Here is a 25,941-nt window from a genome sequence, read left to right on the forward strand (position 1 = left end):
ACGCCCGGTTACATTCCGAACCCGGAAGCTAAGCCTTACAGCGCCGATGGTACTGCAGGGGGGACCCTGTGGGAGAGTAGGACGCCGCCGAACAAATCTTGAGAAAACCCCGTACCGGTTATCCGGTACGGGGTTTTCTGCGTTTCGGCTACCGTGGCCTCCATGAACTACAAGATCCGTTCCATACGCGCCGACGAGTGGCCCCGGGCGAAGGCGTTGCGGCTCGTCGCGCTCCAAGATCCCGTAGCGCATCTCGCTTTTCTGGAAACCTATGAGCAAGCGATCGCGCGCCCGGATTCCTTCTGGCAGGAGCGGGCGGCCGGCGCCGCCGAGGGCGCGACCGGGGCGCAGCAGATCATTGCTGAGGGGCCCGACGGAGAGTGGGTCGGGACCTTGGTCGTGCTGGTCGAGGAGGCCGGGTCGACCGACTGGGCGGGGTTTCCGGTGGAGCGGAAGCAGGGGCATGTCGTAGGCGTGTTCGTGCGGCCGGAGTGCCGGGGCATCGGGCTCACCGAGGTGCTCTTCGATGCCGGCCTGGAGTGGGCCTGGGCGCAGGGCGTGGAGCGGGTGCGGCTCATCGTGCACGAGGAGAACGGGCGGGCTCAGCGGTTTTACCGGAAGATCGGGTTCACGCCGACCGGGGTGACCGTGCCGTTGCAGGAGAGGCCGGGGGAGTCCGAGTTGGAGTTCGCCTTGGTGCGCGAGAAGGTCGGCTGACGGCCTACACCGGCAGTTCGTCGTGCGGCCAGCGGGCTCGGCCCTGTTCGCGGGAGCGGAGCAGGGCCAGGGTCGGCAGGCCCCGGTCCGCTCCTGTGGCCAGTAGCTCCGGCAACTGGGGAAGCGGAGCCACCGCTGCGACGTCGTCCAGGACGAGCGTGAGTGGTGGGTCGAGGCGACCGGAGGATGACCGTTCGGCCATGCGCCGGCCACGCTCGACCACGCTTGAGACGAGGGCCGTCAGAAGGGGCATCGCGCCCGGGTTGCTTCTGGGGTCCTCGATGGATTCCCCCACCACATAAAGCGTGCCCCCTTCATGGACGAAGGAATCCAAGGTGAGGGCATCTGTTCGGTTTGGAGTGCAGGCCTCGCGGATGTTGACCGTGAAGAGGGCGGAGAGGGCTCTGCTGGTCAACTCCTGGGCCATGTCCCGGCGTTCGGGGTGCGCGGTGAGGGCGGCCTCGAGTTCGCCCGCTGAGCCGGGGGCCGCCTTGGGGTTCGTACGGAGGATGCGGACCGCGTCCTGGACCTGGGCGCCCTGGGACCAGCGGTGGACGTGGCGGATGGTGCGGCCGTCCACGGCTGCGGCGTGCACATAGCTGCGCAGGAGCGTTTCGGCTGTTGCTGCCAGGGCCTGGTCGAGTTTGGCGGTGGGGCGGATCGGGGCGAGGAGGGCGGCCGCTCGGGCCGTTGCCGTCTGCTTGTCCTCGCAGCCCGTGGTGGGGGACCAGTGCAGGCGGGCCGGGGTGTCGCAGAGGTGAGCGGGGTCGTACAGGAGGACGGGGCCCAGTTTTGACCGGGCGTCCTTGGTGTCCGACCAGATCGCCGGGTTCGAGGTGATGACGAGGGCCGGGCCTTCCGCGTCGCGTACGGCCTGGGTCGCGGTCGTGTGGCGGCTTTCTCTGGGGGCTACGACGAGTTTCTCCCGACCCCCAATCACTCCGCCCGCTCCTGCCGTCCCGCCCGCCGTCGTCCGGTCGTCGGCGAGCAGGGAGGGGGCGGGCTCGGGGGTGGGTGCCGGTTCCTGGAGGAGCTCCGTCGGCTGCGGTTCGGGCGGTGCCGTCCTCGGTGTCGGGACCTCGTAGTGCGTCGGCGTCGGCTCGGGCGCGGGTCCCTCGACTGCGCTCGGCTGTTGCGTGCGTCGCCTCAGGCGGCCCGCGCGCCAGCGGGCGAACGTGCCCATCGCGAACACCGTCAGTACGAACAGCACCATCAACTGGCCGATGAACAGGCCCCAGAACAGGCCGTATCCGGAAAGCTGGGTGGCCGGGGTCTCGGGCCAGGCGCCCGGGATGTCGTGCGGTTGGCCGATGAGGTGGCGCATGGCGAGGGGGGTGCGGGTGAAGGTGACGCCGTGCGGCCAGCTGCCCTTGGCGAACAGGCCCGCGAGACCGGTGGCCGTCCACACCAGCAGGGTCATGCCGAGGAGGAAGGCGAGTATGCCGAGCAGGAGCCCGTCCGGGATGCCGCCCTGCCCGTCCCGGGGGTCTCTTCGCCGGTCGTCCGGTCTCACCACGTCCCGCCTCCCCTGCTACGCCACCGTCGACTCGGACGGCCCCTCGAAGTCGCTCAGGTGCTGTTCCACGAAGGCCGCCGCGCGCTCCTCGGCCTCCAGTTCGGCGGCGCGCAGGGCGTCGTCGTTCAGGGCGCGCTCGGCGGAGGACTCCGTCATGGCGCGGTCGGTGAAGACGAGCGGGCGTTCCGTCTCGGTGACCAGGTGTTTGACGACCTGGACATTGCCGTTGACGTCCCAGACGGCGATGCCGGGGGTGAGGGTGGGGATGATCTCCACAGCCCAGCGGGGGAGGCCGAGGACGCGGCCCGTCGCCCGCGCCTCGTCGGCCTTCTGGGCGTAGATCGTCCTGGTGGACGCCATCTTCAGGATGGCCGCGGCTTCCTTGGCCGCCGCGCCGTCGACGACGTCCGACAGGTGGTGGACCACGGCCACGAAGGACAGACCGAGCCGGCGGCCGAACTTCAGCAGCCGCTGGAAGAGCTGGGCGACGAAGGGGCTGTTGATGATGTGCCAGGCCTCCTCGACCAGGAAGATGCGCTTCTTCCGGTCGGGGCGGATCCAGGTGTGTTCCAGCCAGACGCCGACGATCGCCATCAGGATCGGCATGGCGATGGAGTTGCGGTCGATGTGGGACAAATCGAACACGATGAGGGGCGCGTCGAGGTCGATGCCGACCGTGGTCGGGCCGTCGAACATGCCGCGGAGGTCACCGTCGACCAGACGGTCCAGGACCAGCGCCACGTCCAGGCCCCAGGCCCGTACGTCCTCTATGGCGACGTTCATCGCCTCGGCCGACTCGGGTTCGGGGTGCCGTAGCTGCTCGACGATGTCGGTGAGGACCGGCTGGCGTTCGACGATCGTCTCGTTGACGTAGGCGTGCGCGACCTTCAGGGCGAAGCCGGAGCGTTCGTCCAGGCCGTGGCCCATGGCGACCTCGATGATCGTCCGGAGCAGGGCGAGCTGGCCGGTGGTCGTGATCGCCGGGTCGAGGGGGTTGAGGCGGATCCCGTGGTCAAGGGCCGCCGCCGGGTCCAGACGGATGGGAGTTATCCCCAGCTCTTCCGCGATCAGGTTCCATTCGCCGACGCCGTCCTCGCCCTGGGCGTCGAGGACGACGACCTGGCGGTCGCGGAAGCGCAGCTGCCGTAGGACGTAGGTCTTCTCCAGGGCCGACTTGCCGTTGCCGGACTCGCCGAGGACCAGCCAGTGCGGGGCCGGGAGCTGCTGGCCGTAGAGCTGGAAGGGGTCGTAGATGTAGCCCTTGCCGGAGTAGACCTCGCGGCCGATGATCACGCCCGAGTCGCCGAGGCCGGGCGCGGCGGTCGGCAGGTAGACCGCCTGGGCCTGGCCTGTCGACGTGCGCACCGGCAGGCGGGTCGTCTCGACCTTCCCGAAGAGGAAGGACGTGAAGGCGTCGGTCAGGACGGACAGCGGATCCCGCATCAGAGCTCAGCCCCTACCTTCGGATGCCGGTGGCGAACGGGAGCGTGTTCACGAAGGCGCGGTGGTGTTCCCGGTCGCACCACTCCAGCTTCAGGTACGACTTTCCGGCCGAGGCGCGGATGGTCCGCTTGTCGCGGGCGAGGGCCTCGGGGGAGCGGGAGGAGACGGTGATGTAGCCGACCAGGTTCACGCCTGCCGCGCCGCTCGCCAGGTCCTCGCCGCGCTGGTCCAGGCGGTTGTGGGCGGCGACGTCACGGGGGTCGACGGTGCGGTTCATCTTGGCGGCCCGGGAGGCCTCGGCCTCGTCGTTGGTCTTCTCGGTCAGCATGCGTTCGATGGCCACCTCGGTGGGTTCGAGGTCCATCGTGACGGCGACCGTCCGGATGACGTCCGGGGTGTGGACGAGCAGCGGGGCCAGGAAGTTGACGCCCACCGGGGTCATCGGCCACTCCTTCACCCAGGCCGTGGCGTGGCACCAGGGCGCGCGGGTGGAGGACTCCCGGGTCTTGGCCTGGAGGTACGTCGGCTCCATGGCGTCCAGTTCGGCCGGCCAGGCGTTGCGCTTGGTCATCGCCTGGATGTGGTCGATCGGGTGGTCGGGGTCGTACATGGAGTGGATGAGGGAGGCGAGACGGCCCTGCCCGAGGGGCTGGCGCACGCGGATGTCGGCCTCCTGGAGGCGCGAGCAGATGTCGGTGAGTTCGCGGGCCATGACGACCGCGAGACCGGCGTCCCGGTCCACCTTGCGGCCGTTCTGGGGGCGGGCCGCGCGTGCCATCGCGTGTGCCTCGGCCGCGAGCTCGCGGGTGAAGTGCATGCAGGCGACGAGGTAGGCGCGATGCTGCTCGCTGCTCGTCGAGACCATCGACTGAAGTTGGTCGTACGACTGCTGGAGCCAGCCCAGCGCCTTCTCGTCCCCGCGGATGGCGACGTCCTTGGCGTGGGCGTCCGGGTCGGCGGGGAGGGTGCGGGCGAGCATCTGGAGGCGGGTGACGAAGCCGTCCCCGTTGGCGACGTGCTTGAGGAGCGTGCCGAAGCGGTCGACGAGGGCTTCCTGGTCCTCCGAGTCGCGCAGGCCGACGCCGGGGCCCTCGATCTCGATGGCGGCGGTGACGGTGCGGCGGTCGGCGTGCAGGAGCACGGCGATCTCGTCGGGCCCGAAGGGGGCGGCCAGCCAGGTGATGCGGCCGATCCCGGGGGGCGGGCCGACCTCGACCTCGCGTCCGTCGAGCCGGGTACCGGCCTCGATGACGCCGCTGCGGTAGACGGTGCCCTGCTTCAGGGTGCGCTTGTAGCTGCGGTTGATCTCGAACCACTTGTAGAACGTGCGGTGCTTGTAGGGCACGTAGACCGCCGCCAGGGCGAGCAGCGGGAAGCCCATCAGCAGCACGATGCGCAGGGAGAGGACGGGGACCAGGAGCCCGCACATCATGCCGAGGAACGCGCCCGCGATGATCAGCGCGATCTCGCCGGATTCACGATTCCGGCCGACGATCGCGTTCGGCCGGGCGCGGCCGATGAGATATGTGCGGCGGGGCGTGACCGGATGGGACAGGTGGGACTCGGTCGTCAACGCCCTTCACCTCCCGTGCGGTTGGTACTGCTGTTGCGGGTGTTGCTGGCGTGCGGGGTGTTCACCGGGCTCGACGAACGGGGTGCGGGTGCGGCGGAGGGGACGGAGCCGCCGCCACCTCCGTTCGAGGGGCGGGTGCTGTGGGCGGCTACTCCGCCGCTGGCCGGGTTGGCCGGGCGGGCGCCGCCGCCGGAGGACGACTGGCCGCCGCCCCCGTTGTCGTTGGCGCGGGCGCTGTGCGTCTTGATGCCCTGCGCGACCATGGTCGCCGGGGAGCTGATGACCGCGGCGGCCTTGCCCTCGGCTCCGGCCATGATGCGGTTGTTGCGGCCGCTGGCGATCTCGTCGCCGAAGCCGGGGACGAATCTGTAGATCATCGCGCTGGCGAAGATGGCGAGCAGGATGATCGCGAGGCCGGAGACGACCGCGGAGAACGAGTCCGGGCCGTTCGCGGAGGACAGCGCGCCGGCGAGGCCCAGCACGATCACGATGATCGGCTTGACGAGGATGACCGCGATCATGATGCCCGCCCAGCGGCGGACGTGGCCCCACAGGTTCTTGTCGACCAGGCCCGCGTAGACGACGGTGCCGAGGAGGGCGCCGACGTAGAGGAGGGCGGCGCGGATGACGAGCTCCAGCCAGAGCACGCCGGCGGCGAGGATGCTGACCAGGGACACCACGATCAGCATGATGGGGCCGCCGCCGATGTTCTCGCCCTTGTTGAGGGCGCCGGAGAACGTGCCGAAGAAGGTGTCCGTCTGGTCGCCGGTGGTCTTGGCGAGGACGTCTGTGACGCCGTCCGTCGCCGATACGACGGTGTAGAGGATCAGGGGCGTGAAGGCCGAGGCGAGGACCGTCAGCCAGAGGAAGCCGATCGCCTCCGAGATCGCCGTGGTGAGGGGGACACCTCGGACGGCGCGCTTGGCCACGGCCAGCAGCCAGAGCAGGAGCGTGAGGATCGTGGAGGCGGCGAAGACGACTGCGTACTGCTGAAGGAACTTCTGGTTGGTGAAGTCGACGTTCGCGGTTTCTTTTACGGCCTCGCTGAGCTTGTTGATGGTCCAGGAGGCGGCGTCCGCGCAGCCCTTGGCGAGGGAGGAGAGGGGGTCGAGGGAGGAGGTGGGGTCGAGACCGCCACCGGTGCCGGTGAGGCCTTTTGCGCCGTTGCCGCGTTCGCAGTAGTCCTTGGCGGGGCCGCGGATGAGGTCGCAGGGGTCGTTGCTCGTCGTCGGTTTGGGCGTTGGTGCGGCGAAGGCGCGGGTGGCCAGCAGCACCGTGGTGGCCTGGACGGCGGCGACAGCGGCCGTGACCTTGAGGAAGCGGTGGTTAGCGCGCATAGGTGAAACCTCCGAACTCCTCGACAGCCTTCGTCATGTCGTCGGCGGTGGAAGCCTTCTGATCGCGCCCGACCGGCACGGGTCCGTCCTTCTGCTGGAAGTCGGTGACCTTCCAGTCGTTGTCGACCCACTTCAGCTGGTACGTCGTGGTGTACCAGCTCTCGGACACCGGGTTCGTCGAGCTCTCACCGGACAGGCCGAAGAGCGACGTGTACCAGACCTCGACGGTGGCAGTGCTGGCGGTGGAGGAGGTGACCTTGGTGCCTACCGGAATGACACGGGAGACGAAGGTCTGTCCGCTCGGCGCCCTGCCGTCCTTGTCGAGGCCGATGTTGGCCAGGAACTTCTCGCTGGAGTACGCGCTGTCCAGGGCGGACTGCCGAGCGGCGGCGACATCCGGGGCGTACACGGTATTGACGATCGCGTGCCGACCGGCGGTGTTGAACATGTCCGTCGAGCCCAGCGCGACCGAGTAGTTCGCCGCCGCGCTCTGTGCCCCCTGCTGGTCATGGGCGAAGCCTGCCTGCACCGGCTTTGTCCCGCTCGCAGCCGTGGACGCAGCGTCCGGCTTGCTCCCGCTCCCGCTGTCCGAAGAGGAATCGCCCCCTCCACGGTTCGCGAAGGCGATTGCGGCGATGAGGAGGACCACCACGCCGACCACCGTGATCAGGCTGCGGGACGACGAGCGGCCGCCGCGGCGGGCGCCGCCGTAGACGTCGCCGCCCCCGTCGGGCAGCCGGGTCCGGGTCTGGCCCGTGCCGCCGTAACCGCCGGAGGCCTCGTGCTCGTCTCCGAGACTCATGCCGTGTACGCCCTCTCCAGCTCGTAGACATACGACGGTAGCCGTGCTGGTTCCCGCGCGGGCGCGGTGTGGTGACTCGACATCAGGGAAACGCAACCTCAGCCGGTGGGCACGACGGGCGGGTGGGGGTAGAGGGGACCGGGCGCGCCCGGGAGGGACTGGCGGACGCCTGCCGCAAACGGCCTGCTAGACGGCCATGCCGTACACGATGGTGAACAGCGTGCCCAGCGAACCGATGATGAATACCCCGGTGAGACCGGCGATGATGAGGCCTTTGCCTTGTTCCGCGCTGAAGGTGTCGCGCAGCGCGGTCGCGCCGATGCGCTGCTTGGCGGCGCCCCAGACGGCGATGCCGAGGCAGAGGAGAATGGCGACGGCCATCACCACCTCGATCATGACCTTCGCCTCGTTGCCCAGGCTGCCGAAGGGGCCCCAGTCCGGAGCGATCCCGCCGATGATGGTGTTGATGTCTCCCTTGTCGGCCGCAAAGAGCATGTAAGTCACCGCCCCTGGTGGGTAGTTCCGCGGCCCCTGCGGGATGCAGAGGTCAGGCTCATTCTCGCCGACAATGCTGCCTTCGTATGTCGACTTGGCGTCATTGCATGGCGGGTTTCGTACGAATAGCTGTTAGGTCACTCTGTGTATCACGGCAGGTCACGCCGGGCAATGAGGCCTGAGCGGAACCTGTGGTGGGGTTCCGTCGTTGACCCCTCTTACGACCTGAATCGTTCCTGACGGTGGGTCGGGTGAGGGGTCGAGCCGATGTTCTCCGGGTGACGGACGAACGGATGAAGAGTATCCGGTACGGCGAACGGGCCGCGGCCGGTGGCCGCGGCCCGCTCGGTGACGGAGGGTCAGTCGTCAGCCGGTGAAGGCGGAGGTGGCTGTACCGCTAGCGCGTGGTGCACTTGGGGTAGCGCGAACCCTCGACGCAGTTGCTGTAGGCGCTGTAGCTGACGTCGACCTCTTCCTCGTCGCCGCCTTTCGTGCGGACCGTCAGCTCGTACTCGGTGTGGCAGCTGCGGGTCCGCTTCGTGCCCTTCTTCTTCGTCTTGCACTCGTGGTCCGTGTCCTTGCTGACGACGGTGCCGGTGACGTTCTTCGACGAGCTGCTGCAACCGGCCAGTGGCGCGGTGAGCGCGACGACGGTGAGCAGGACTGCGAGCGTGCGCTTCATTCGGTTTTCCCCCGGGGCGTCGTGGATCGGACGTCGACGTTCTCCGCAAGATGGTGCCCGATGCGCCGTCACGTCCGAACGTCGGGGCGTACGGGAAAACGGGCCGCGGCCGGCTGCCGTGACCCGTTTTCCTTTCCGTGCCGCCGAGGAGGCCCCACGTACTCCCTCAGTCCGGCGGCTCCCCGTGACCCGACGGGGTGGTCCTGCCGCGTACTGCTGTCAGCTCGCCGTGAAGGCGTCGAGGCCCTCGGGGGTGCCCCAGCCGGTCGGTCCGTCGTAGCCCGACTTCGCGGTGCAGAAGTAGCTGGTGGAGCAGGTGCCGTTGCTGCCGCTGGTGACGTCGTTGAGGGCGGAGGTGCCGGCGGCGTTGTAGGGGTACTGCGCCGGGTAGTCGCTGCTGCCCGGGGTGCCCGCGAGGGCGTAGACCGAGGCGATGAGCGGGGAAGAGGCGCTGGTGCCGCCGTAGGTGTTCCAGCCGGTGCCGTCGGAGCCGTAGGTGTCGTAGACGGAGACGCCGGTGGCGGGGTCGGCGACCGCGGAGACGTCGGCGATCATGCGCTTGGTGCAGCCGGTGTCGGTCTGCCAGGAGGGCTTCGCATCGTACGAGGAGCAGCCGGAGCCGGTGCCCTCGGTGCTGCTGGTGTTCCAGACGCTCTCGGTCCAGCCACGGCTGTTGGACGACGTGGAGAGCTTGGTGCCGCCGACTGCGGTGACGTACTTCGAGGCGGCGGGGTATTCGGCGCCGTAGCCGCTGTCGCCGGCGCTCGCGGTGATGGCGACGCCCGGGTGCTTGTAGTACGAGGAGTCGTACGTCGTGTCCGAGGAGGACTCGGAGCCGCCGTAGCTGTTGGAGACGAACTTGGCGCCCAGCTTGACGGCCTCGTTCACCGCGGTGCCCAGGTTGGCGTCGGACGCCGACTTGGCCTCGACGAGGAGGATGTTGCAGTTCGGGCAGGTCGCGCTGACCATGTCGAGGTCGAGGGAGATCTCACCGGCCCAGCCGCTGTCGGCCTTGGGGAGGGAGGTCGTGGAGCCGGTCTGGCTGACCTTGGAGAAGCAGCCGTTGTCCGTGGTGCAGGAGCTCAGGCCGTAGTAGTCGCGGTAGGTGGCCAGGTCGGCCTCGGCGTTCGGGTCGTCGTAGGCGTCGACGATGGCGACGGTCTCGCCGGAGCCGTTCGAGGAGGCGGCGGAGGTGAGGCCGTACGCCGACTGGATGTCGCTCGGGCCGTAGCCGGTCGGGTCGTCCTGAGCGGCGTTCGGCCTGATGGTCTTGGGGGCGACGCCCTTGAGCGCGGCCTGCTTCTCCATGAAGGCGGTGGTGCCGCCGGTGACGCGCAGGGCGTTGCACGCGGCGTAGCCCTTCTTCGGGGTGGCGCCACAGGCCTTCGTGTACCGCACGTGCGCCTTGGCGACCTGCGCGGCGATCGCCTTGGTGCTGACCTTGTGGGCGGCCGGGGCGGTGGTGGCGGCGTCCGCCTGGACCGCGGTGCCGAATCCGGCGAGGACCAGCGCCGCGGTGGCCGCGGCGGCGGAGCCGATCCGGCGCCATCTGCCGGATATGTGGGGGGAGTTGGGGGTGGTCGTACGCAACGTACAGCCTCCAGGGAGTGGTGGGCAGAGGACTGCGGTGGGGGGACTGCCGGGGGGTTCCGGCAGGGGCGGCGACCCGCGTAGACCATCGCTTGTTGAGTACGCGACAAACAAGCCAGTTTCGGAATTCTGACTTCCGCATTACTGAAGGGGGTTGGCGGATTGCTGCTCAATGGCGGTGCGATGGAGGGGGGTTGGGGGTGGCTTGACTTCGCGCACAGCATCCGGACAGGTGGGAGACAGGTTTACACGCGTCATGTCCTGTGCGCGGCCGGCCCTGTCCGGGCGGGGCGGGGGTCAAGTCTGCGTCATGTGGCATCGGCGGCTGAGAGGGCGGGAGCTGTCCGACGTATGGAGAGGGCATGTGGATGGCGACCCCGAAGAAGAGCAGTCCTGTGATCCCGCACCGCATCGTCCTGGCTTCGGCCGCAGGCCTCGTCTGCGCCTTTCTCCTGGCGGCGTGCGACTCCTCGAACAGCGGCGCCTCCGGTACGAGCGCCACCGGCGTCGCGCCGGTCGCATCGGCTCCGGCGGCCTCGGCACCGGCCGGCGGCGGGGGGACCGGGAGCGGGCGGACGGCCTCGACCGCTCTGGTGAAGGCCGAGGCCGTACAGGGCGGGGGCAGCGTGGTCACCGACGGGCAGGGGGTGACCCTCTACCGCTACGACAAGGACCGGCCGAATCCGTCCAGGTGGACCTGTGCCGGCGCGTGCGTGAAGACATGGATCCCGGTCATCGTGCCGGACTCCGTGCAGACGGTGGGCGTCGACAAACGGCTTCTCGGCACGGTCCATCGCGACGGCAGGAAACAACTCACCCTCGCCGGGTGGCCGTTGTACCGGTACGCGGGCGACACGGGGGCCGGGCAGGTGAACGGTCAGGGGAAGGACGGGCAGTGGTACGCGGTCACTCCGGGCGGGGGCAAGGCGGATGTGACCGGCTGAGCGTCATTTCGCTGCGGCGGGCTGGACGCCCGCGAGCGCCTCCGCCTTGGTCTCGCGTACGCCGCGCAGCGCGCCGGACCAGGCGATGACCTGGTCGAGCATGCCGCGGACCGCGGCGTCGAGGCCCTCCGCCGGGACGAAGGCACCTGTCGCGAACGCGGGAATCAGGGGGATGGCGGGTTGTGTGCGGACCGTGGCCACCTGGAGCTCGGCGAGCACGAGCCGCAGCGCCTCGGCGGCTCGAACGCCCGCGGCCCAACCGCCGTAGCTGACGATGCCGGCGGCCTTGTCGTTCCACTCCCGGTAGACGTAGTCCAGCGCGTTCTTGAGCGCGCCGGGGAAGGAGTGGTTGTACTCCGGGACGAGGAACACGAATCCGTCGAAGTCGTCGATCAGCGCGGACCAGGCGCGGGTGTGCGGGTGCTCGTACTGCTGGTGGGTCGGATTTCCGCCCTCGTCGAGGTTGCCGAGGCGGTGCTGGGCGAGGTCGACGAGCTCGTAGTCGGCGCCACCGTGGGCGCGCGCCGTGTCGAGCAGCCAGGAGGCGATCGTCTCGCCCCGGCGTCCGGGGCGGGTGCTGCCGAGGATGATGCCGATGCGGAGTGCCATGGGTGTCCTTTCCCGAAAGAGTTGACGCGTCAACTCTAGGGAGAGTGAGTTGACGCGTCAACACCCTGCCTCGGTATGCTGCGCGCCATGGCCGGGACGCGAACGCTGGAACCCGACGAGTGGGAGTTCTGGGACACCTGGATGCGCGCGCAGCGCCTGCTCGTCCGGGAGCTCGACCGCGGTCTGCAGCGTGACTGCGGCATCTCGAAGGCCGAGTTCAGCGTGCTGGTGACGCTGTGGCAGGCCCCCGGCCGCGAGATGCGCGTCGGCGAACTGTCCGAGTCGCTCGACTGGGAGAAGAGCCGCGTCTCGCACCAGCTGACGCGCATGGAGAACCGCGGCTTCGTGGAGCGGACCGAGCACGGCGCCGGTGGCCGCCGTACCGGGATCGGGCTGACCGACAAGGGACGCGCCGTCGTGCAGAACGCCGTCCTCGTGCATGCCGGGAACATCCGCCACTACTTCCTCGACACGCTCACGCCTCAGCAGGCAGCGGCTTTGCGGGCCTGGAGCGGGCAGCTGATCGACCGCGTCGAGCCACGCGACAGCGGGAGCGCCGACGACGCCCGGTAGGACTCCGCCCGGACTGGGTGGTGGACCGAATGTCAGTCCGGTGGCCTAACGTGATGGTGTGGGTTCGGAGCGTGAAGGGAGGATGGTGTGACGAGGGAGGAGTCGCGGCAGAGGAAGCGGGCGCCGGCGTGCGCGGAGCGTGACGCGGAGGCGGGGTCGGCGGGGGCACCGTACGGTGGTAGCGACGCCGAGGCGGTGGAGAGACGGAGGCAGCGAGCCATGTCCGTGTCGCAGGGACCGCAGCCGCAGGGAGGACCGTTCACGGAGAGATCCAAGTGAACGCCAGACCTTTTTCTCACCTTCGTGGGTCACAGTGGGCGCCGATGAAGCGCATTCCACGCATCAGCAGGCGTGTCACCAGTCCCCTGTGCGCGGCCGTCGTGCTCCTCGTGCCGGCGCTCACCTCCGCTTCGCTCGCCAACGCGGACGACGGGCCGGGTCCCCTCGGTGTGACCGTGGTCGCGGGGGACAACGCGCAGTCCAGGAAGGTCGGAGCCCTCTTCGACGCCGGCCGGAGATCCTCGCTCGCGGGCGGGCACTTCTGCACCGCCTCCGTCGTGTACAGCCCGCACCGCAATCTCATCGTCACCGCGGCCCACTGCCTGGGCGGGAGCAAGGACGGGAACCTCGTCTTCGTGCCGGGCTACCGGGGCGGGCGGGCGCCGTACGGGGTGTGGACGGTGCGCAAGGTGTTCCTGCCCGACGGGTGGGCCAGGGGGCAGCGCGAGGACAGTGACGTCGCCTTCGCCGTCGTCGAGAACAAGGGTGGCAAAGGGGTCGAGGACGCCGTCGGCGGCAACCCCTTCGTGGCCGGTATGGCGACCGGCGCCACCGCCGTCACCATCACCGGGTATCCCAACACCCGGGAAGTGCCGGTCAGCTGCACCAACAGGCCGACCGCGCACAGCCGTACCCAGCAGCGGATCTACTGCCCCCGCCTTTCCGGAGGAACCAGCGGGAGTCCCTGGGTCAACGGGGACAAGGCGGTCGTCGGAATCCTGGGAGGGCACGAGAAGGGCGGGTTCACGGACGACATCTCGTACAGCGTCGTGTTCGGAGCGGAAGCGGCCGAGTTGTATCGGGATGCGACCGGCTGATCTCTGTCCTCCCGGAACACGGGACGCGCCCCTAGACTGACCTGGGCTATCGGACTCCCGGGCGGTGAGGGGCGGTTGACGGTGCGTAAGGCGTGGGTCGTGGCCGGCGTTGCCGTCGGTTCTGCTCTGTCCTTCGTGATGCTGCTCGTCGTCGGGGTGTACGTCGTCGCCGGGAACCTCATCAACGGGGTGGGCGGCGGCACCAAGGCGTTGGCCAAGGGGGCCGTGCCCGCCGCGTACTCGGCCATCGTGCAGAAGTGGGGCAACCTCTGCCCCGCCCTCAACCCCGCACTGCTCGCCGCCCAGCTCTACCAGGAGAGCGGGTTCAACCCGAACGCCAGGAGTGCGGCGGCCGCGGAGGGGATAGCGCAGTTCATCCCCGGCACCTGGGCCACGCACGGCGTCGACGGCAACGGGGACGGGGTCAAGAACGTCTGGGATCCGGCGGATGCCATTCCGTCCGCCGCCTCCTACGACTGCCAGCTCGCCTCGTACGTCAAGGACGTGCCCGGGAATCTGACCGAAAACATGCTCGCCTCGTACAACGCCGGGGCCTACGCGGTGATCAAGTACGGGGGCGTGCCGCCGTACAAGGAGACCCGGAACTACGTCAGGACGATCACGACGCTCGAGGAGAGCTTCGCCGCGCCGGTCAGCCGGGTCGATCCCAGCAAGCAGGCCGCGGGGGCCATCTACTACGCGCAGAAGAAGCTGGGGACGCCCTATCTGTGGGGCGGCAACGGGACCGCCGCGGACAACGGGCGTTTTGACTGCTCGGGGCTGACCAAGGCCGCGTACGAGAGTGTCGGGATCACGCTGCCGCGGGTCGCCAACGACCAGTACAACGCCGGGCCGCACCCGAAGCGGGACGAGCTTCTGCCCGGCGATCTCGTGTTCTTCTCCAAGGACCCCACCGACTCCCGGGCCATCCACCATGTGGGGATCTATGTGGGCGGCGGATACATGATCGACGCGCCGCGGACGGGCGCGGTGATCCGGTTCGACCCCATCGACACCTCCGAGTACTTCGGAGCCACGCGAGTCACCGAAGATGGCGCGAAAGCACTGCCCACCACGGTGTGAACCGAGCGTGAACCCACCCCCTGAGCTGCGGCGATGAGTCTCTCTTCGATAACGTCTGCGTGATCATTCGGTGGAGTGTGGAACGTAGTAACTGGGACCGTGCGTTCCTGTTCTCGTAGTCATCCGACAGTCATCCCGGTGGCTGTCCGCGACGTGACCTACAACCACGGGGGTGGGTAAGCGGGCGTGCGCGAGTACGTCCGGCAGCAGACGACGAAGGGGCCGCAGCACCATGGCTGGACTCGCCGAATCCGGGTCGAACCCCGACGTCGACCTGCTCTACGACATCAATGGCCTGGCCAAGGACGCGCCGCACTGGTTCGACCGGATCGTCTCCTTCGTCGGGGAGTACGGGCTGCTGCTGGCCATGGTGCTGCTGGTGGTGTGGTGCTGGTGGTCCGTGCGGCGGCGGGGGGACGAGGACGCTGCCTCGTCCGTGGCCGCGTTGGTGTGGGCGCCGGTTGCCGCGGCGCTGGCGGTGCTGGTGAATGTGCCGATACGGGGGTTCGTGGAGCGGCCTCGGCCGTTTCGGACGCACGACGGGCTCGATGTGCTGGTGTCCGGGAAGACCGACTTCTCGTTTGTGAGCGATCACGCGACGATCACCATGGCCATGGCGGTGGGGGTGTTTGTCGCCAACCGGAAGTTCGGGGTGGTCGGGATCGGGTTGGCGTTGCTTGAGGGGTTCTGCCGGGTTTATATGGGCGTGCACTATCCGACTGATGTGGTCGGGGGGTTTGCGCTCGGGACGGCTGTGGCGTTGTTGCTTTCGCCGGTTGCCATGCTGCTGCTCACGCCTGTGATGAAGGCTGTTGAGGGGTCGGCTTGGGGTGGGTGGATGGTTCGGGCCCGGGCGGATGTAGGGCAGGGTGCGTTGATCCCGGGGGCTCGGAAGGAAGCGGCGGGGGCGGAGGAGCGGGACCTGGCTGCATAGGTGACCCGGGGTGCGGCCGGCGTACGGGAGTTTCGCTTGCCCGCGCGTGCGGGGTGCCGCCTGCGCCCACCCGTGCCGCCCCAGCGGCACGACTGCCCGCAGGCTGGGCGGGGCTGCTACAGGGCCTGGGGATATGTGAAGAAGCGGTTCGGGTCGTACTGGTTCTTCAGGGTTGTCAGGCGGGACGCCGCATCCCCGTAGTACGCCTGGCGCCAGTTCGTCAGGGTCGGGTCCGTGTAGTTCTGGTAGGCCGCTCCCGAGGCGTACGGGCGCATGGCGTTGTGGGTGTTGGTGAGCCAGGTCTGGGCGGCTGAGCCGGTGGTGCCGGCTCGCCAGGACGCGAGGTACTGGGCCAGCATCCGGGAGCGGCGGTGGACGAAGGCCGTCGCGGTGGGGGAGACGCGGTTGACCGCGCCGCCCAGGGCCGTCAAGGCGATGCTGCCCGCGCCGCCCGGGACCGCATTGATGTTCCTCAGCAGGGTCTGGATGCCCGCCGAGGAGATCGAGCGGTCGAAGAAGTCCGAGCGGGCCGTGTAGGTCTCCCGGCCCAGGGCGCCCTGCGGGTTGCGGTTCGGGGTGGAGCCGGGGAGGTGGCACCGGGCCTCGGTGCGGAACGACGAGCAGCCCGCGTACGCCTCCATCGCGCCCTCGTAGGTGTGCCGCTTGAGCGTTTCGCTGCGGGTCGGCGAGCCGACCGCCGAGACCAGGCGGTCGAGGGCGTTCTGCAGTTCGCCGTAGGTGCCGATGGAGAAGGCCGCGACCGACACGGTGGGCGAGCCGCCGTTCTCCAGGTGGCAGGAGGACCAGATCTCGTCCGGCTGGTCGGGACCCCACTCCTGCCAGGCCTTCACCACGGCGGCGGCCTTCGACCAGGGCCAGGTCAGGTACGCGGAGACGGCCTGCGGCGCCGGATGGGTCTTGAAGTGCAGTTCCGTCACGACGCCGAAGTTGCCGTTGCCCGCGCCGCGCAGCGCCCAGAACAGGTCCTTGTTCTCGGTCGCGTCAGCGGTGAGCTGCTTGCCGTCCGCTGTGATCAGGGTGGCCTGGGTGAGGCTGTCGCAGGTCAGGCCGTACGCCCGGGAGACCACGCCGTGGCCGCCGCCCAGGACCAGGCCCGAGACGCCGACCGAGGGGCAGGAGCCCGCGGGTATCGTCACGCCCTTCGCGGCCAGCGCCCGGTAGACGTCGATCAGCTTGGAGCCGGCGCCGACGACGGCCTGGCCGCCGCTCACCCGGATCTGCTTCAGCTTCGAGACGTCGACGATCAGCTTGCCGTTGCCGGAGGACCAGCCCGCGTAGGAGTGGCCGCCGTTGCGGATCGCGACCCGGATGTTGTGGGCGCGGGCATAGGCGAGGGTCGTCCGTATGTCGTCGGCGTGGGCGACATAGGCGACGGCCGCCGGCTTCAGGCCGTCGAAGCGGGTGTTGTACAGCTGGTGGGCCGTCGTCCAGGTCGCCTCGCCCGGGCGTATCAGGGCGCCGTCGAGGTCGCGGGCGAGCGCTGTCCAGTTCGCGGGGGCGGCCTGGGCGGACGTCGACCTGATCGCCGTACCGGAGGAAGCGGACGACGCGGAGGTGCTGGTGTCCGCGTCGGCGGACCCGCCCCTGCACGCGGCCGTGGCGACGGCCGCGAGCGCGGCCGCGCCGCCTCCTATGAACGTACGACGTTCCATGTTGCGCCCTCCCGGATTGCTCTCGGGGAACGAGACGGCTCGCCGACCCCACGGGTTCCGGCGGAAGTGTCACTCCTGTGTCACCGTGGAGTGAGACGTGAAGAGAGCCGGGACCTTTGTGTGCCCTCCCCGTAAGCGTTCCGTGACCTAACCACGCCGTCGGCAGGGGTTCACCTGCCGTTCATTTCCGGCCGTAGGCGCCTTCACCTGGTCTGCCTAATTTCGGCCTTACGCGATGCGGGCCGTACCTCGGGGAAGGCGCGTCCTGTCGTCGCCAGGACTTCAACCTCGCACGCCGCCGAATTCAGGACGGCGGCTCCTGGAAGGAACTCTTTCAAGTGAAGCTTCAGCGCATGAATCGGCGGGCCATCGCCCTCGGTGCTCTCGCCGCGTCGGGCGCCCTGGTCCTCACGGCGTGCGGCTCGGACGACACCAGTGGCGGCACCGGCGGCGCCAGCGCGTCCTCGACGGGCAACGCCAGCTCGATCAAGTGCGACGACGCCAAGGGCCAGCTGCTCTCCGACGGCTCCTCCGCGCAGAAGAACGCGATCGACGCGTGGGTGGCGCAGTTCTCCAAGGCCTGCGGTGTGCAGATCAACTACAAGGCCGGCGGTTCCGGTGCGGGTGTCACCTCCTTCACCCAGGGCCAGCTCGCCTTCGCCGGTTCCGACTCCGCGCTGAAGCCCGAGGACGTCGCCGCCTCCAAGAAGGTCTGCACCGGCGGCCAGGGCATCGACCTTCCGATGGTCGGCGGCCCGATCGCGCTCGGCTACAACCTCTCCGGCGTGGACAACCTGGTCCTGGACGCTCCGACCATTGCGAAGATCTTCGACAGCAAGATCACCAAGTGGAACGACCCGGCGATCGCCGCGCTGAACAAGGGCGTGAAGCTGCCCGACCTCAAGATCCAGGCGTTCCACCGCTCGGACGAGTCCGGCTCCACGGACAACTTCACCAAGTACCTCAAGGCCGCGACGCCCGACAACTGGAAGTACTCCGGCGGCAAGGCCTGGCAGGCCAAGGGCGGCCAGTCCGCCGCGCAGTCCTCCGGTGTGGCCGCCCAGGTCAAGCAGACCAACGGCGCCATCGGCTACTTCGAGCTGTCCTACGTCACCGACGGCGTGAAGGCCGTCAGCATCAACACCGGCGCCAGCGCCCCGGTCGCGCCCAGCAGTGACAGCGCCACCAAGGCCATCGCCGACGCCAAGGTCGTGGGCACGGGCAAGGACCTGTCGCTCCAGCTGAACTACAACACCAAGGCCGACGGCGCCTACCCGATCACCCTGGTCACGTACGAGATCGTGTGCGACAAGGGCAACAAGGCGGACACCCTGCCCGCCACCAAGGCGTTCCTGCGCTACATCGCCTCCGAGGACGGTCAGGCCCTGCTGCCCAACCTGAAGTACGCGCCCGTCCCCGCCGACATCATCGCCAAGGTCCGCACCACCATCGAGGGCCTGAGCTGATCCGAGTGCGGTCCGGTCCCGGGCCTGAAAAACCCGGGACCGGACCGCACCGTCCGGTGCACCGCCGCCACGAGCCGTACACCCCGTACGGCTTCGCAGAGCCGCACCCCGTGTGAGGCTCCGCAGACCGGAGAACCCGATGGACACTTCCACACAGATAACCGACGCTCCCCCACCCGCGCCCACCGCCGAACAGAAGCGCGCGGCTCGCGGCGCCACCCGACCCGGTGACCGGATCTTCCTCGGTCTCTCCCGTGGGTCGGGCATCTTCCTGTTGGTGGTCATGGCCGCGATCGCGGTCTTCCTGACCTACCGCGCCTCCCTCGCGATCAGCAAGGACCACGGCAACTTCCTCACGACCTTCGAGTGGAACGCCACGGCCGTCCCGCCGGTCTTCGGCATCGCGGTCCTGGCCTTCGGCACGGTGGTCTCCTCGATCATCGCCATGGTCCTCGCCGTTCCGATCGCCGTGGCGATCGCGCTGTTCCTCACGCACTACGCCCCGCGCCGGCTGAGCGGTCCCATCGCCTACGTGATCGACCTGCTCGCCGCCGTACCGTCCATCGTGTACGGCCTGTGGGGCGCCCTGATCCTCGTACCGCACATGAACGGTCTCTACGGCTGGCTGGACAGCTACTTCGGCTGGACCGGCATCTTCTCGTGGGACGGCGGTGCGCCGCGCTCGATGCTGACCGTCGGCATCCTGCTCGCGATCATGATCCTGCCGATCATCACCAACGTGAGCCGCGAGGTCTTCCGCCAGGTCCCGCAGATGCACGAGGAGGCGGCTCTCGCCCTCGGTGCCACGCGCTGGGAGGTCATCCGCATGGCGGTGATCCCCTTCGGCCGCTCCGGTGTGATCTCCGCCTCGATGCTCGGCCTCGGCCGTGCGCTCGGCGAGACGATGGCCGTCGCCACCGTGCTCTCCCCGGACTTCCTCATCCACGGCAGCCTGCTCAACCCGGGCGGCGGCACCTTCGCCCAGAACATCGCCTCCAAGTTCGGTGAGGCAACGGAGCAGGGCCGGGACGCGCTCATCGCCTCCGGTCTGGTCCTGTTCGTCATCACCCTGCTGGTCAACGGCGCGGCTCGCATGATCATCGCCCGCCGCAAGGAGTACTCGGGGGCCAACGCATGAGCCACAGCGCCAACGCCGCCATCGCCGAAAAGCCCGCCAGCACGCTGCGCGGTGCCAGCCTGCCGAAGTGGTCGCCCTGGGCGATCGCCGCCGGCTCGCTCGCCGTGGCGGTCGCCATCGGTCTGGGCGCCGGCCTCGACAGCAAGGTCCAGTGGGGCCTGATCGCCGGGCTGGTCTTCCTCGTCGCCACGTACGTCATCGCCGCGAGCGTCGAGGGCCGCCGTCAGGCCAAGGACCGCATCGCGACCGGACTGGTCTGGGTGGCCTTCCTGCTCGCCGTCGTCCCGCTGGTCTCCCTGGTGTGGGTGACCATCTCGCGCGGTGTGAAGGTCCTCAGCGTCTACTTCCTGACCCACTCGATGGGCATCGTCGCCGACTCCCAGCCGGGTGGTGGCATCTACCACGCCATCATCGGCAGCCTGGAGCAGGTCGCCCTCGCCACGCTGATCGCCGCGCCGATCGGCATCCTCACCGCGATCTACCTGGTCGAGTACGGCCGGGGCAAGCTGGCCCGGGCCGTCACCTTCTTCGTCGACGTGATGACGGGTGTCCCGTCCATCGTCGCGGGTCTGTTCATCCTCAGCCTCATGCTGATCTTCGAGCTGGAGCCCTTCGGCTTCGCCGGTTCGCTGGCCCTGGCCATCCTGATGATGCCGGTGGTCGTGCGCTCCACGGAGGAGATGCTCAAGCTGGTCCCGAACGAGCTGCGCGAAGCCTCCCTGGCGCTCGGTGTCCCGAAGTGGCGCACCATCCTGAAGGTGGTCCTGCCGACCTCCATCGGCGGCATCACGACGGGCATCATGCTGGCGATCGCCCGTATCACCGGTGAGACGGCTCCCGTGCTGCTGCTGGTGTTCGGCAACCGGTTCATCAACAACAACCCCTTCGAGGGTGCGCAGCAGTCGCTGCCGTTGTACATCTATCAGCAGTACGCGGCAGGCGCGGACGCGTCGTACGACAGGGCCTGGGCGGCCTCGCTCACGCTGATCGCCTTCGTGATGATCCTGAACCTGGTGGCCCGCGGCATCGCCCGCTGGAAGGCCCCGAAGACCGGTCGCTGACGCGGCCATATGCGACCGAGAATTCTGGAAGTGACGTAATCATGGCCAAGCGAATCGACGTAAGCGGGCTCACCGCCTACTACGGCGCCCACAAGGCGATCGAAGACATCTCGATGACGGTCGAGCCGCGTTCGGTGACGGCGTTCATCGGCCCCTCCGGCTGCGGCAAGTCGACGTTCCTGCGCACGCTCAACCGGATGCACGAGGTCACGGCCGGGGGCCGGGTCGAGGGCAAGGTGCTGCTCGACGACGAGGACCTGTACGGGCAGGGCATCGACCCGGTGTCCGTGCGCCGCGAGGTCGGCATGGTGTTCCAGCGGCCGAACCCGTTCCCGACGATGTCGATCTTCGACAACGTGGCGGCGGGGCTGCGGCTGAACGGCTCGTACAAGAAGTCCGAGCTCGCGGAGGTCGTGGAGAAGTCCCTGAAGGGCGCGAACCTCTGGAACGAGGTCAAGGACCGGCTGAACAAGCCCGGTTCGGGTCTTTCCGGTGGTCAGCAGCAGCGTCTGTGCATCGCGCGGGCGATCGCTGTCGAGCCGAAGGTGCTGCTCATGGACGAGCCCTGCTCGGCCCTCGACCCGATCTCCACGCTCGCCATCGAGGACCTGATCGGTGAGCTGAAGGAACGGTTCACGATCGTCATCGTGACGCACAACATGCAGCAGGCGGCGCGTGTCTCGGACCGTACGGCGTTCTTCAACCTGGCGGCGGTCGGGCAGCCCGGCAAGCTGATCGAGATCGACGACACGGAGCGGATCTTCTCCAACCCGTCGGTCCAGGCGACGGAGGACTACATCTCCGGCCGCTTCGGCTGAGCCTTCGAGACCCCTCGCGGTGCTGCATGGCGGTGCCACCGCGAGGACGATGAAGGGCCCGCCCCTGGCTCCCGGGGGCGGGCCCGTCGTCGTACCTGGGGGCTGCCGCCCCCAGACCCCCGGCTTTCGGCCCTTGAGGGGCCTCGTCCTCAAACGCCGGACGGGCTGAAAGATCAAGCCCCGGCCCGGCGAAAGGCAGCCCCGTCAGGCACGACCAGCCCGTCCGACGTTCGATGACGAGGCCGTTCAGGCCGATCGGGGTCCGGGGCGGAGCCTCTGGGGACGGGACGGAGAGGGGCCGGCGGGGGCGAGAACCCCCTACAGGAACGCCAGGTTCACGATCCCGAAGGAGCCCGCCGCCACCAGGGCCGCCGCCGGCATGGTGATGAACCAGCCCATGACGATGTTCTTGGCCACCCCCCAGCGCACCGCGTTCACGCGCTTCGTCGCGCCGACGCCCATGATGGCCGAGGTGATGACGTGGGTCGTCGAGATGGGGGCCTTGAACAGGTACGCCGTGGTGAACATGATCGACGCACCGGTCGTCTCGGCGGCGAAGCCCTGCGGGGGGTCGAGCTCGATGATCTTCCGTCCCAGCGTACGCATGATGCGCCAGCCGCCGGCGTACGTGCCGAGGGACAGCATCAGGGCGCAGACGATCTTCACCCAGACCGGGATCGGGTCGGCGAAGGTCTGGTGGCCGGAAATGACCAGTGCCATCACGACCACGCCCATGGTCTTCTGCGCGTCCTGAAGGCCGTGGCCGAGCGCCATGCCCGCCGCCGAGACGGTCTGGGCGATGCGGAAACCGCGCTTGGCCTTGTGCGGGTTGGACCGGCGGAACATCCACATGATCGCCAGCATCACCAGGTAGCCGGCGATCAGGCCGACCACCGGCGACACGAACATCGGAATGACGACCTTGTCGAGGACGCCGCTCCAGAGCACGTCGGTGCCGCCCGCGAGCGCCGCGCCGACCAGGCCGCCGAACAGCGCGTGGGAGGACGAGGAGGGCAGGCCGAAGTACCAGGTGATCAGGTTCCACACGATCGCGCCGGTGAGCGCCGCGAAGAGGATGCCCATCCCCCTGGAGCCTTCCGGCGTCTCGATCAGGCCCTCACTGACCGTCTTGGCCACGCCGTTGCCGAGGAACGCGCCCAGCATGTTCATCGCCGCGGCCATTGCCAGCGCCGCCCGGGGCGTCAGCGCCCGCGTCGAGACGGACGTCGCGATCGCGTTCGCCGAGTCGTGGAAGCCGTTCGTGTACGTGAAGAAGAGCGCGACCGCGATGGTCACGACCAGAGCGAAGGTGTCCATGGAGGGGTCAGGACTCCTTGACGGCGATGGTCTCCACCGTGTTCGCCACGTGCTCGAACGCGTCCGCCGCCTCCTCCAGTACGTCCACGATCTGCTTGAGCTTGAGCACCTCGATCGCGTCGTACTTGCCGTTGAAGAGATGCGCGAGCAGCTTGCGGTGGATCTGGTCGGCCTGGTTCTCGAGGCGGTTGACCTCGATCCAGTACTCGGTCAGGTTGTCCATGGTGCGCAGGTGGGGCATGGCCTCCGCCGTCAGTTCGGCGGCTCGCGCAAGGACCTCGATCTGCTGCTCGACGCCCTTGGGGAGTTCCTCGACGTTGTAGAGGACGACCAGGTCGACGGCCTCCTCCATGAAGTCCATGATGTCGTCGAGGGACGAGGCGAGGGAGTAGATGTCCTCGCGGTCGAAGGGCGTGATGAACGAGGAGTTCAGCTGGTGGAAGATCGCATGCGTGGCGTCGTCACCCGCGTGTTCCGCGGCCCGCATACGCTCTGCGATCTCGGCCCGGGCAGGTGCGTCCGCCCCGAGCAGTTCCATCAGGAGCTTCGAGCCGGTGACGATGTTGTCCGCGGATGCGGCGAACATGTCGTAGAAGCTCGTCTCCCTGGGGGTCAGACGAAAGCGCACGTGGGGTCCTCGGGGTGCTTCGGTTTCGGTCAGGGTGATGCTAGGCGCATCATCCGGCCACGGCTAATGGGCCGTCCCCCAGTGTCGCCCATCGGGCAGAGTGGTCGGCACGGGGGCGGTACGCAGGCCCGGTCCCGGCAGGGGCCAAGGGCCGTATACCCAGCAAAGTTCGATACCATATACCCACCAGGGGTATATGTCCGCATGTCTTACGGGAGGACGCGATGACGACCACCGAGGCCGGCGCGGCGGCGCCCTCCGACGAAAGCACGCAGAACACCACGCACGGCTACCACAAGCAGAAGGACGAGCACCTCAAGCGCCTGCGCCGGATCGAGGGCCAGATCCGCGGCCTGCAGCGGATGGTCGACGAGGACGTCTACTGCATCGACATACTCACCCAGGTGTCCGCCTCCACCAAAGCCCTGCAGTCCTTCGCGCTGCAACTCCTGGAGGAGCACCTGCGGCACTGCGTCGCCGATGCCGCGGTCCGCGGCGGTGACGAGATCGACGCCAAGGTGGACGAGGCGACGAAGGCGATCGCCCGGCTGCTGCGCACCTGAACCCGCCGGTGCGGGGCCGGCCTCCGGCTAGTCGCCGGAGGCGGCGCGCTCCTCGGCCACTTTCAGCACCTCGTCGATGCTCTCCAGGCTGAGCCGGTCCTCCGCGGCCGAGGCCGCGATGATCAGCTCTCCGCACAGCTCGATCTCGGCGAGGGCCACGTGGTCCTGAACTGCCGTACCGCCGACCGGAGCCACGTGCATCACCTCATCTCTGCCGTTACCGACTTCCTAGAGTAGGGAGCGGCCTACACACCGCGCATGGCACGGACGGGCTAGTTCTTGATGCTCGTCAGATCATCCTCCAGCAGGGCCCGCTACTCGGCGATCTTCCCTGCGTAGATGTCCTTCGAGGCCGGCAGCCGTACGTCGACGGGGGCCCCGAAGTCGTACAGCAGCGACGTCGAGGCGACCGCGACGGTGCCCTTCTGAAGGCCGTTGACGAAGCTGAACCGGTGCTGGATCTTGCGGATGCGGCCCTGGTCGTCGAGGTAGACGTCGAACGGGACCTCGGCCGTGGCGAACCCTTTCGCCGCCGCCGCGAGTGCCTCCCGGACGCCCTTCGAGGCGTGCCGCGCGGCCAGGGTGAGGTCGGCGGTGCCGCGGTAGTGCCGCACCTCGACACCCGCGAACTCGGCCCGGCCGAGATACGCAGCCCTGCGCGTCCCGCGCAGCAACTCGGCCGCGGCATACGGGTCGGTGGCGCCGCCGGTCACCAGGTTGCCGTCGGACAGGGTGGCCGTGTCGACCCGTACCCACTTGTCGGCGGGCACTCCCGCGCCCCGGTTCTTCATGAACACGGCGCCGGGCGCGAGGAGTTCGGTGATCGGGCGGTGGTCGGCGGTGCCGGACGGGTTCTGCGGGAGCTGCACCTTCAGCCGGCCGAGCTGCCGGCGGTAGTCGTAGTCGCCCTCGCCGCGGATGGTGACGCGGGTGCCGCCGATGGCCATCTCCATCGAGGTGGTCGCCCTTGAACTGCCCGATTCCACAAGGGTTTCGGCGGCGCGGTGCAGGATCTCGACGGGATCGGAGGCGCGGGGGTCCTCGGCGGCGGACCCGGTTCCGGAACAGCCGCCGGCCCCCATGCAGACACAGACCACGAGTCCTGCCGTGACGACCGTCCCCCTGCGCTGCCGCTCCGCCATCGCCTGTCTACCCCCAGCCGGTACGTTCGTCACGGGCCCCCTGTCGTTCCGGATAACGACGGCTGGGTGGGGTCGTCACGCGCGTACCGGCTCCGCTGCCGGAGGCGGCTGGTGGATGCGGCACCTGGGGTGGGTAACGTTGTCACGTGGCCCAGCAGGAACATCGCACGACGACGGTCGAACAGGGCCGGTTCTGTATTGCTCGGTGCAGCTGCGGCTGGCGCGGGCCTGCCCGCAGAGCGCGCAGCCAGGCCCGGGCGGACGCCGAAGGGCATGCGAGCCTTCAGGCGTGACGCAACGTCGTCAGTAGTTCGTCGACCAGGGTGCGATCGCGGTACTGGGTCAGCCGGCTGCGGGCCGCGGCGGGGGAGAGCCACAGGATGCGGTCCACCTCCGTGGTGGGGGTGAAGCCGCCGGAGACCGCCTCGGCCGCCCAGTAACGGACCTGTTTGGGGCGGCCGCCCGCGAAGTAGCGCAGGGTGGACAGCTCGGCGCCCGGTTCCGCCGTGTAACCGGACTCCTCGGCGACCTCGCGCAGGGCGCCCGTCAGGTGGTCCTCACCCCGCTTCAGCTTGCCCTTGGGGTGGGACCAGTCGTCGTACTTCGGCCGGTGGACGAGGCAGATCTCCAGCTCGCCGTCGACCGGGGAGCGCCGCCACAGGACGCAGCCGGATGCCTGGACGATGGTGTCGTTGGTGTGGGCCACGGGTGGGTCACCGCCTCCTTCGACAGGGGTTGTG

At 68.9% G+C, this 25,941-nt stretch carries 26 protein-coding genes and 1 rRNA gene; 12 read left to right on the forward strand and 15 right to left on the reverse strand.

All coding sequences use genetic code 11. From position 1 onward, the window contains the following. Together rrf and ABT254_RS37005 are read left to right on the forward strand one after the other, a co-directional pair. Positions 1–93, forward strand: a 5S ribosomal RNA gene (gene rrf / locus ABT254_RS37000); the annotation flags it as partial. A 69-nt stretch (positions 94–162) separates the two neighbouring features. Further along, complete coding sequence (locus ABT254_RS37005; protein WP_351480408.1) at positions 163–717, forward strand: GNAT family N-acetyltransferase; 555 nt, start codon at positions 163–165, stop codon at positions 715–717. A gap of 4 nt (positions 718–721) precedes the next feature. Here the strand turns inward: ABT254_RS37005 and ABT254_RS37010 are convergent, their stop codons facing one another. The 8 genes from ABT254_RS37010 to ABT254_RS37045 all read right to left on the reverse strand — a co-directional run bounded on the left by ABT254_RS37010 (position 722) and on the right by ABT254_RS37045 (position 10,155). Then, a complete protein-coding gene (locus ABT254_RS37010) occupies positions 722–2,230 on the reverse strand; it encodes a type IV secretory system conjugative DNA transfer family protein (RefSeq protein WP_351480784.1) in 1,509 nt (502 codons plus the stop codon). A gap of 18 nt (positions 2,231–2,248) precedes the next feature. Further along, positions 2,249–3,676, reverse strand: a complete 1,428-nt coding sequence (locus ABT254_RS37015; RefSeq protein ID WP_351480410.1) for an ATP-binding protein — start codon at positions 3,674–3,676, stop codon at positions 2,249–2,251. A 13-nt stretch (positions 3,677–3,689) separates the two neighbouring features. Then, complete coding sequence (locus tag ABT254_RS37020) at positions 3,690–5,249, reverse strand: SCO6880 family protein (protein ID WP_351480412.1); 1,560 nt, start codon at positions 5,247–5,249, stop codon at positions 3,690–3,692. Continuing rightward, the gene (locus ABT254_RS37025) at positions 5,246–6,586 is read right to left on the reverse strand and encodes a hypothetical protein (RefSeq protein WP_351480415.1); all 1,341 of its coding nucleotides are present in this window, start codon (positions 6,584–6,586) and stop codon (positions 5,246–5,248) included. The genes ABT254_RS37020 and ABT254_RS37025 overlap by 4 nt, the downstream gene beginning before the upstream one ends. Next, a complete protein-coding gene (locus tag ABT254_RS37030; RefSeq protein ID WP_351480418.1) occupies positions 6,576–7,388 on the reverse strand; it encodes a hypothetical protein in 813 nt (270 codons plus the stop codon). Before ABT254_RS37030 ends, ABT254_RS37025 begins: the two co-directional genes overlap by 11 nt. 186 nt (positions 7,389–7,574) lie before the next feature. After that, complete coding sequence (locus ABT254_RS37035; protein WP_014673544.1) at positions 7,575–7,883, reverse strand: DUF8827 family protein; 309 nt, start codon at positions 7,881–7,883, stop codon at positions 7,575–7,577. Positions 7,884–8,280: 397 nt separating this feature from the next. Beyond that, a complete protein-coding gene (locus ABT254_RS37040) occupies positions 8,281–8,565 on the reverse strand; it encodes a hypothetical protein (RefSeq protein ID WP_351480421.1) in 285 nt (94 codons plus the stop codon). Positions 8,566–8,784: 219 nt separating this feature from the next. Beyond that, positions 8,785–10,155, reverse strand: a complete 1,371-nt coding sequence (locus tag ABT254_RS37045; protein ID WP_351480424.1) for a S53 family peptidase — start codon at positions 10,153–10,155, stop codon at positions 8,785–8,787. 368 nt (positions 10,156–10,523) lie between these two features. Between ABT254_RS37045 and ABT254_RS37050 the strand changes: the two genes are divergently transcribed. After that, positions 10,524–11,099 carry a hypothetical protein gene (locus tag ABT254_RS37050; RefSeq protein WP_351480427.1) on the forward strand — a complete coding sequence of 192 codons (576 nt, stop codon included), beginning with the start codon at positions 10,524–10,526 and terminating at the stop codon, positions 11,097–11,099. 3 nt (positions 11,100–11,102) lie between these two features. On the opposite strand, the gene ABT254_RS37055 is transcribed toward ABT254_RS37050, so the two are convergent. Further along, on the reverse strand, positions 11,103–11,708 hold the full coding sequence (locus ABT254_RS37055; protein WP_351480430.1) for an NADPH-dependent FMN reductase: 606 nt from the start codon (positions 11,706–11,708) through the stop codon (positions 11,103–11,105). An 87-nt stretch (positions 11,709–11,795) separates the two neighbouring features. Here ABT254_RS37055 and ABT254_RS37060 point away from each other — a divergent pair, with 87 nt between their 5' ends. The 4 genes from ABT254_RS37060 (at position 11,796) to ABT254_RS37075 (ending at position 15,395) form a co-directional block, all read left to right on the forward strand. Beyond that, positions 11,796–12,281: a MarR family winged helix-turn-helix transcriptional regulator gene (locus ABT254_RS37060; protein ID WP_351480433.1), complete on the forward strand. Its 486-nt coding sequence runs from the start codon at positions 11,796–11,798 to the stop codon at positions 12,279–12,281. Positions 12,282–12,604: 323 nt separating this feature from the next. Beyond that, positions 12,605–13,378: a trypsin-like serine peptidase gene (locus ABT254_RS37065; protein WP_351480436.1), complete on the forward strand. Its 774-nt coding sequence runs from the start codon at positions 12,605–12,607 to the stop codon at positions 13,376–13,378. Between the two features lie 75 nt (positions 13,379–13,453). Further along, positions 13,454–14,461, forward strand: coding sequence for a C40 family peptidase (locus ABT254_RS37070; protein ID WP_351480438.1), 1,008 nt, complete (start codon positions 13,454–13,456; stop codon positions 14,459–14,461). Positions 14,462–14,693: 232 nt separating this feature from the next. After that, on the forward strand, positions 14,694–15,395 hold the full coding sequence (locus ABT254_RS37075; protein ID WP_351480441.1) for a phosphatase PAP2 family protein: 702 nt from the start codon (positions 14,694–14,696) through the stop codon (positions 15,393–15,395). 116 nt (positions 15,396–15,511) lie between these two features. Here the strand turns inward: ABT254_RS37075 and ABT254_RS37080 are convergent, their stop codons facing one another. Beyond that, on the reverse strand, positions 15,512–17,068 hold the full coding sequence (locus tag ABT254_RS37080) for an FAD-binding oxidoreductase (RefSeq protein ID WP_351480444.1): 1,557 nt from the start codon (positions 17,066–17,068) through the stop codon (positions 15,512–15,514). A 338-nt stretch (positions 17,069–17,406) separates the two neighbouring features. Between ABT254_RS37080 and pstS the strand changes: the two genes are divergently transcribed. The 4 genes from pstS to pstB all read left to right on the forward strand — a co-directional run bounded on the left by pstS (position 17,407) and on the right by pstB (position 21,551). After that, positions 17,407–18,534, forward strand: coding sequence for a phosphate ABC transporter substrate-binding protein PstS (pstS, locus tag ABT254_RS37085; RefSeq protein ID WP_351480447.1), 1,128 nt, complete (start codon positions 17,407–17,409; stop codon positions 18,532–18,534). 139 nt (positions 18,535–18,673) lie between these two features. Next, positions 18,674–19,672 carry a phosphate ABC transporter permease subunit PstC gene (gene pstC / locus ABT254_RS37090; RefSeq protein ID WP_351480449.1) on the forward strand — a complete coding sequence of 333 codons (999 nt, stop codon included), beginning with the start codon at positions 18,674–18,676 and terminating at the stop codon, positions 19,670–19,672. Further along, the gene (gene pstA, locus ABT254_RS37095) at positions 19,669–20,733 is read left to right on the forward strand and encodes a phosphate ABC transporter permease PstA (protein WP_351480451.1); all 1,065 of its coding nucleotides are present in this window, start codon (positions 19,669–19,671) and stop codon (positions 20,731–20,733) included. Before pstC ends, pstA begins: the two co-directional genes overlap by 4 nt. A gap of 41 nt (positions 20,734–20,774) precedes the next feature. Beyond that, a complete protein-coding gene (gene pstB / locus ABT254_RS37100; RefSeq protein WP_351480453.1) occupies positions 20,775–21,551 on the forward strand; it encodes a phosphate ABC transporter ATP-binding protein PstB in 777 nt (258 codons plus the stop codon). Positions 21,552–21,869: 318 nt separating this feature from the next. Here the strand turns inward: pstB and ABT254_RS37105 are convergent, their stop codons facing one another. Continuing rightward, positions 21,870–22,868, reverse strand: a complete 999-nt coding sequence (locus ABT254_RS37105; protein ID WP_351480456.1) for an inorganic phosphate transporter — start codon at positions 22,866–22,868, stop codon at positions 21,870–21,872. A gap of 7 nt (positions 22,869–22,875) precedes the next feature. Then, positions 22,876–23,496, reverse strand: coding sequence for a DUF47 domain-containing protein (locus ABT254_RS37110; RefSeq protein WP_351480458.1), 621 nt, complete (start codon positions 23,494–23,496; stop codon positions 22,876–22,878). Positions 23,497–23,720: 224 nt separating this feature from the next. Here ABT254_RS37110 and ABT254_RS37115 point away from each other — a divergent pair, with 224 nt between their 5' ends. Then, on the forward strand, positions 23,721–24,059 hold the full coding sequence (locus tag ABT254_RS37115; RefSeq protein WP_351480460.1) for a metal-sensitive transcriptional regulator: 339 nt from the start codon (positions 23,721–23,723) through the stop codon (positions 24,057–24,059). A gap of 27 nt (positions 24,060–24,086) precedes the next feature. Here the strand turns inward: ABT254_RS37115 and ABT254_RS37120 are convergent, their stop codons facing one another. From ABT254_RS37120 to ABT254_RS37130, 3 genes are all read right to left on the reverse strand, one after another. Continuing rightward, positions 24,087–24,254: a hypothetical protein gene (locus ABT254_RS37120; protein WP_181922833.1), complete on the reverse strand. Its 168-nt coding sequence runs from the start codon at positions 24,252–24,254 to the stop codon at positions 24,087–24,089. Between the two features lie 119 nt (positions 24,255–24,373). Then, positions 24,374–25,201: an SCO4651 family lipoprotein gene (locus ABT254_RS37125; RefSeq protein WP_351480463.1), complete on the reverse strand. Its 828-nt coding sequence runs from the start codon at positions 25,199–25,201 to the stop codon at positions 24,374–24,376. A gap of 283 nt (positions 25,202–25,484) precedes the next feature. After that, positions 25,485–25,907 carry an NUDIX hydrolase gene (locus tag ABT254_RS37130; protein ID WP_351480466.1) on the reverse strand — a complete coding sequence of 141 codons (423 nt, stop codon included), beginning with the start codon at positions 25,905–25,907 and terminating at the stop codon, positions 25,485–25,487. Between the last annotated feature and the right edge of the window lie 34 nt (positions 25,908–25,941).

Origin of the sequence: Streptomyces sp. NPDC001137 (assembly GCF_040298885.1) — a bacterium.
Lineage (GTDB): Bacteria > Actinomycetota > Actinomycetes > Streptomycetales > Streptomycetaceae > Streptomyces.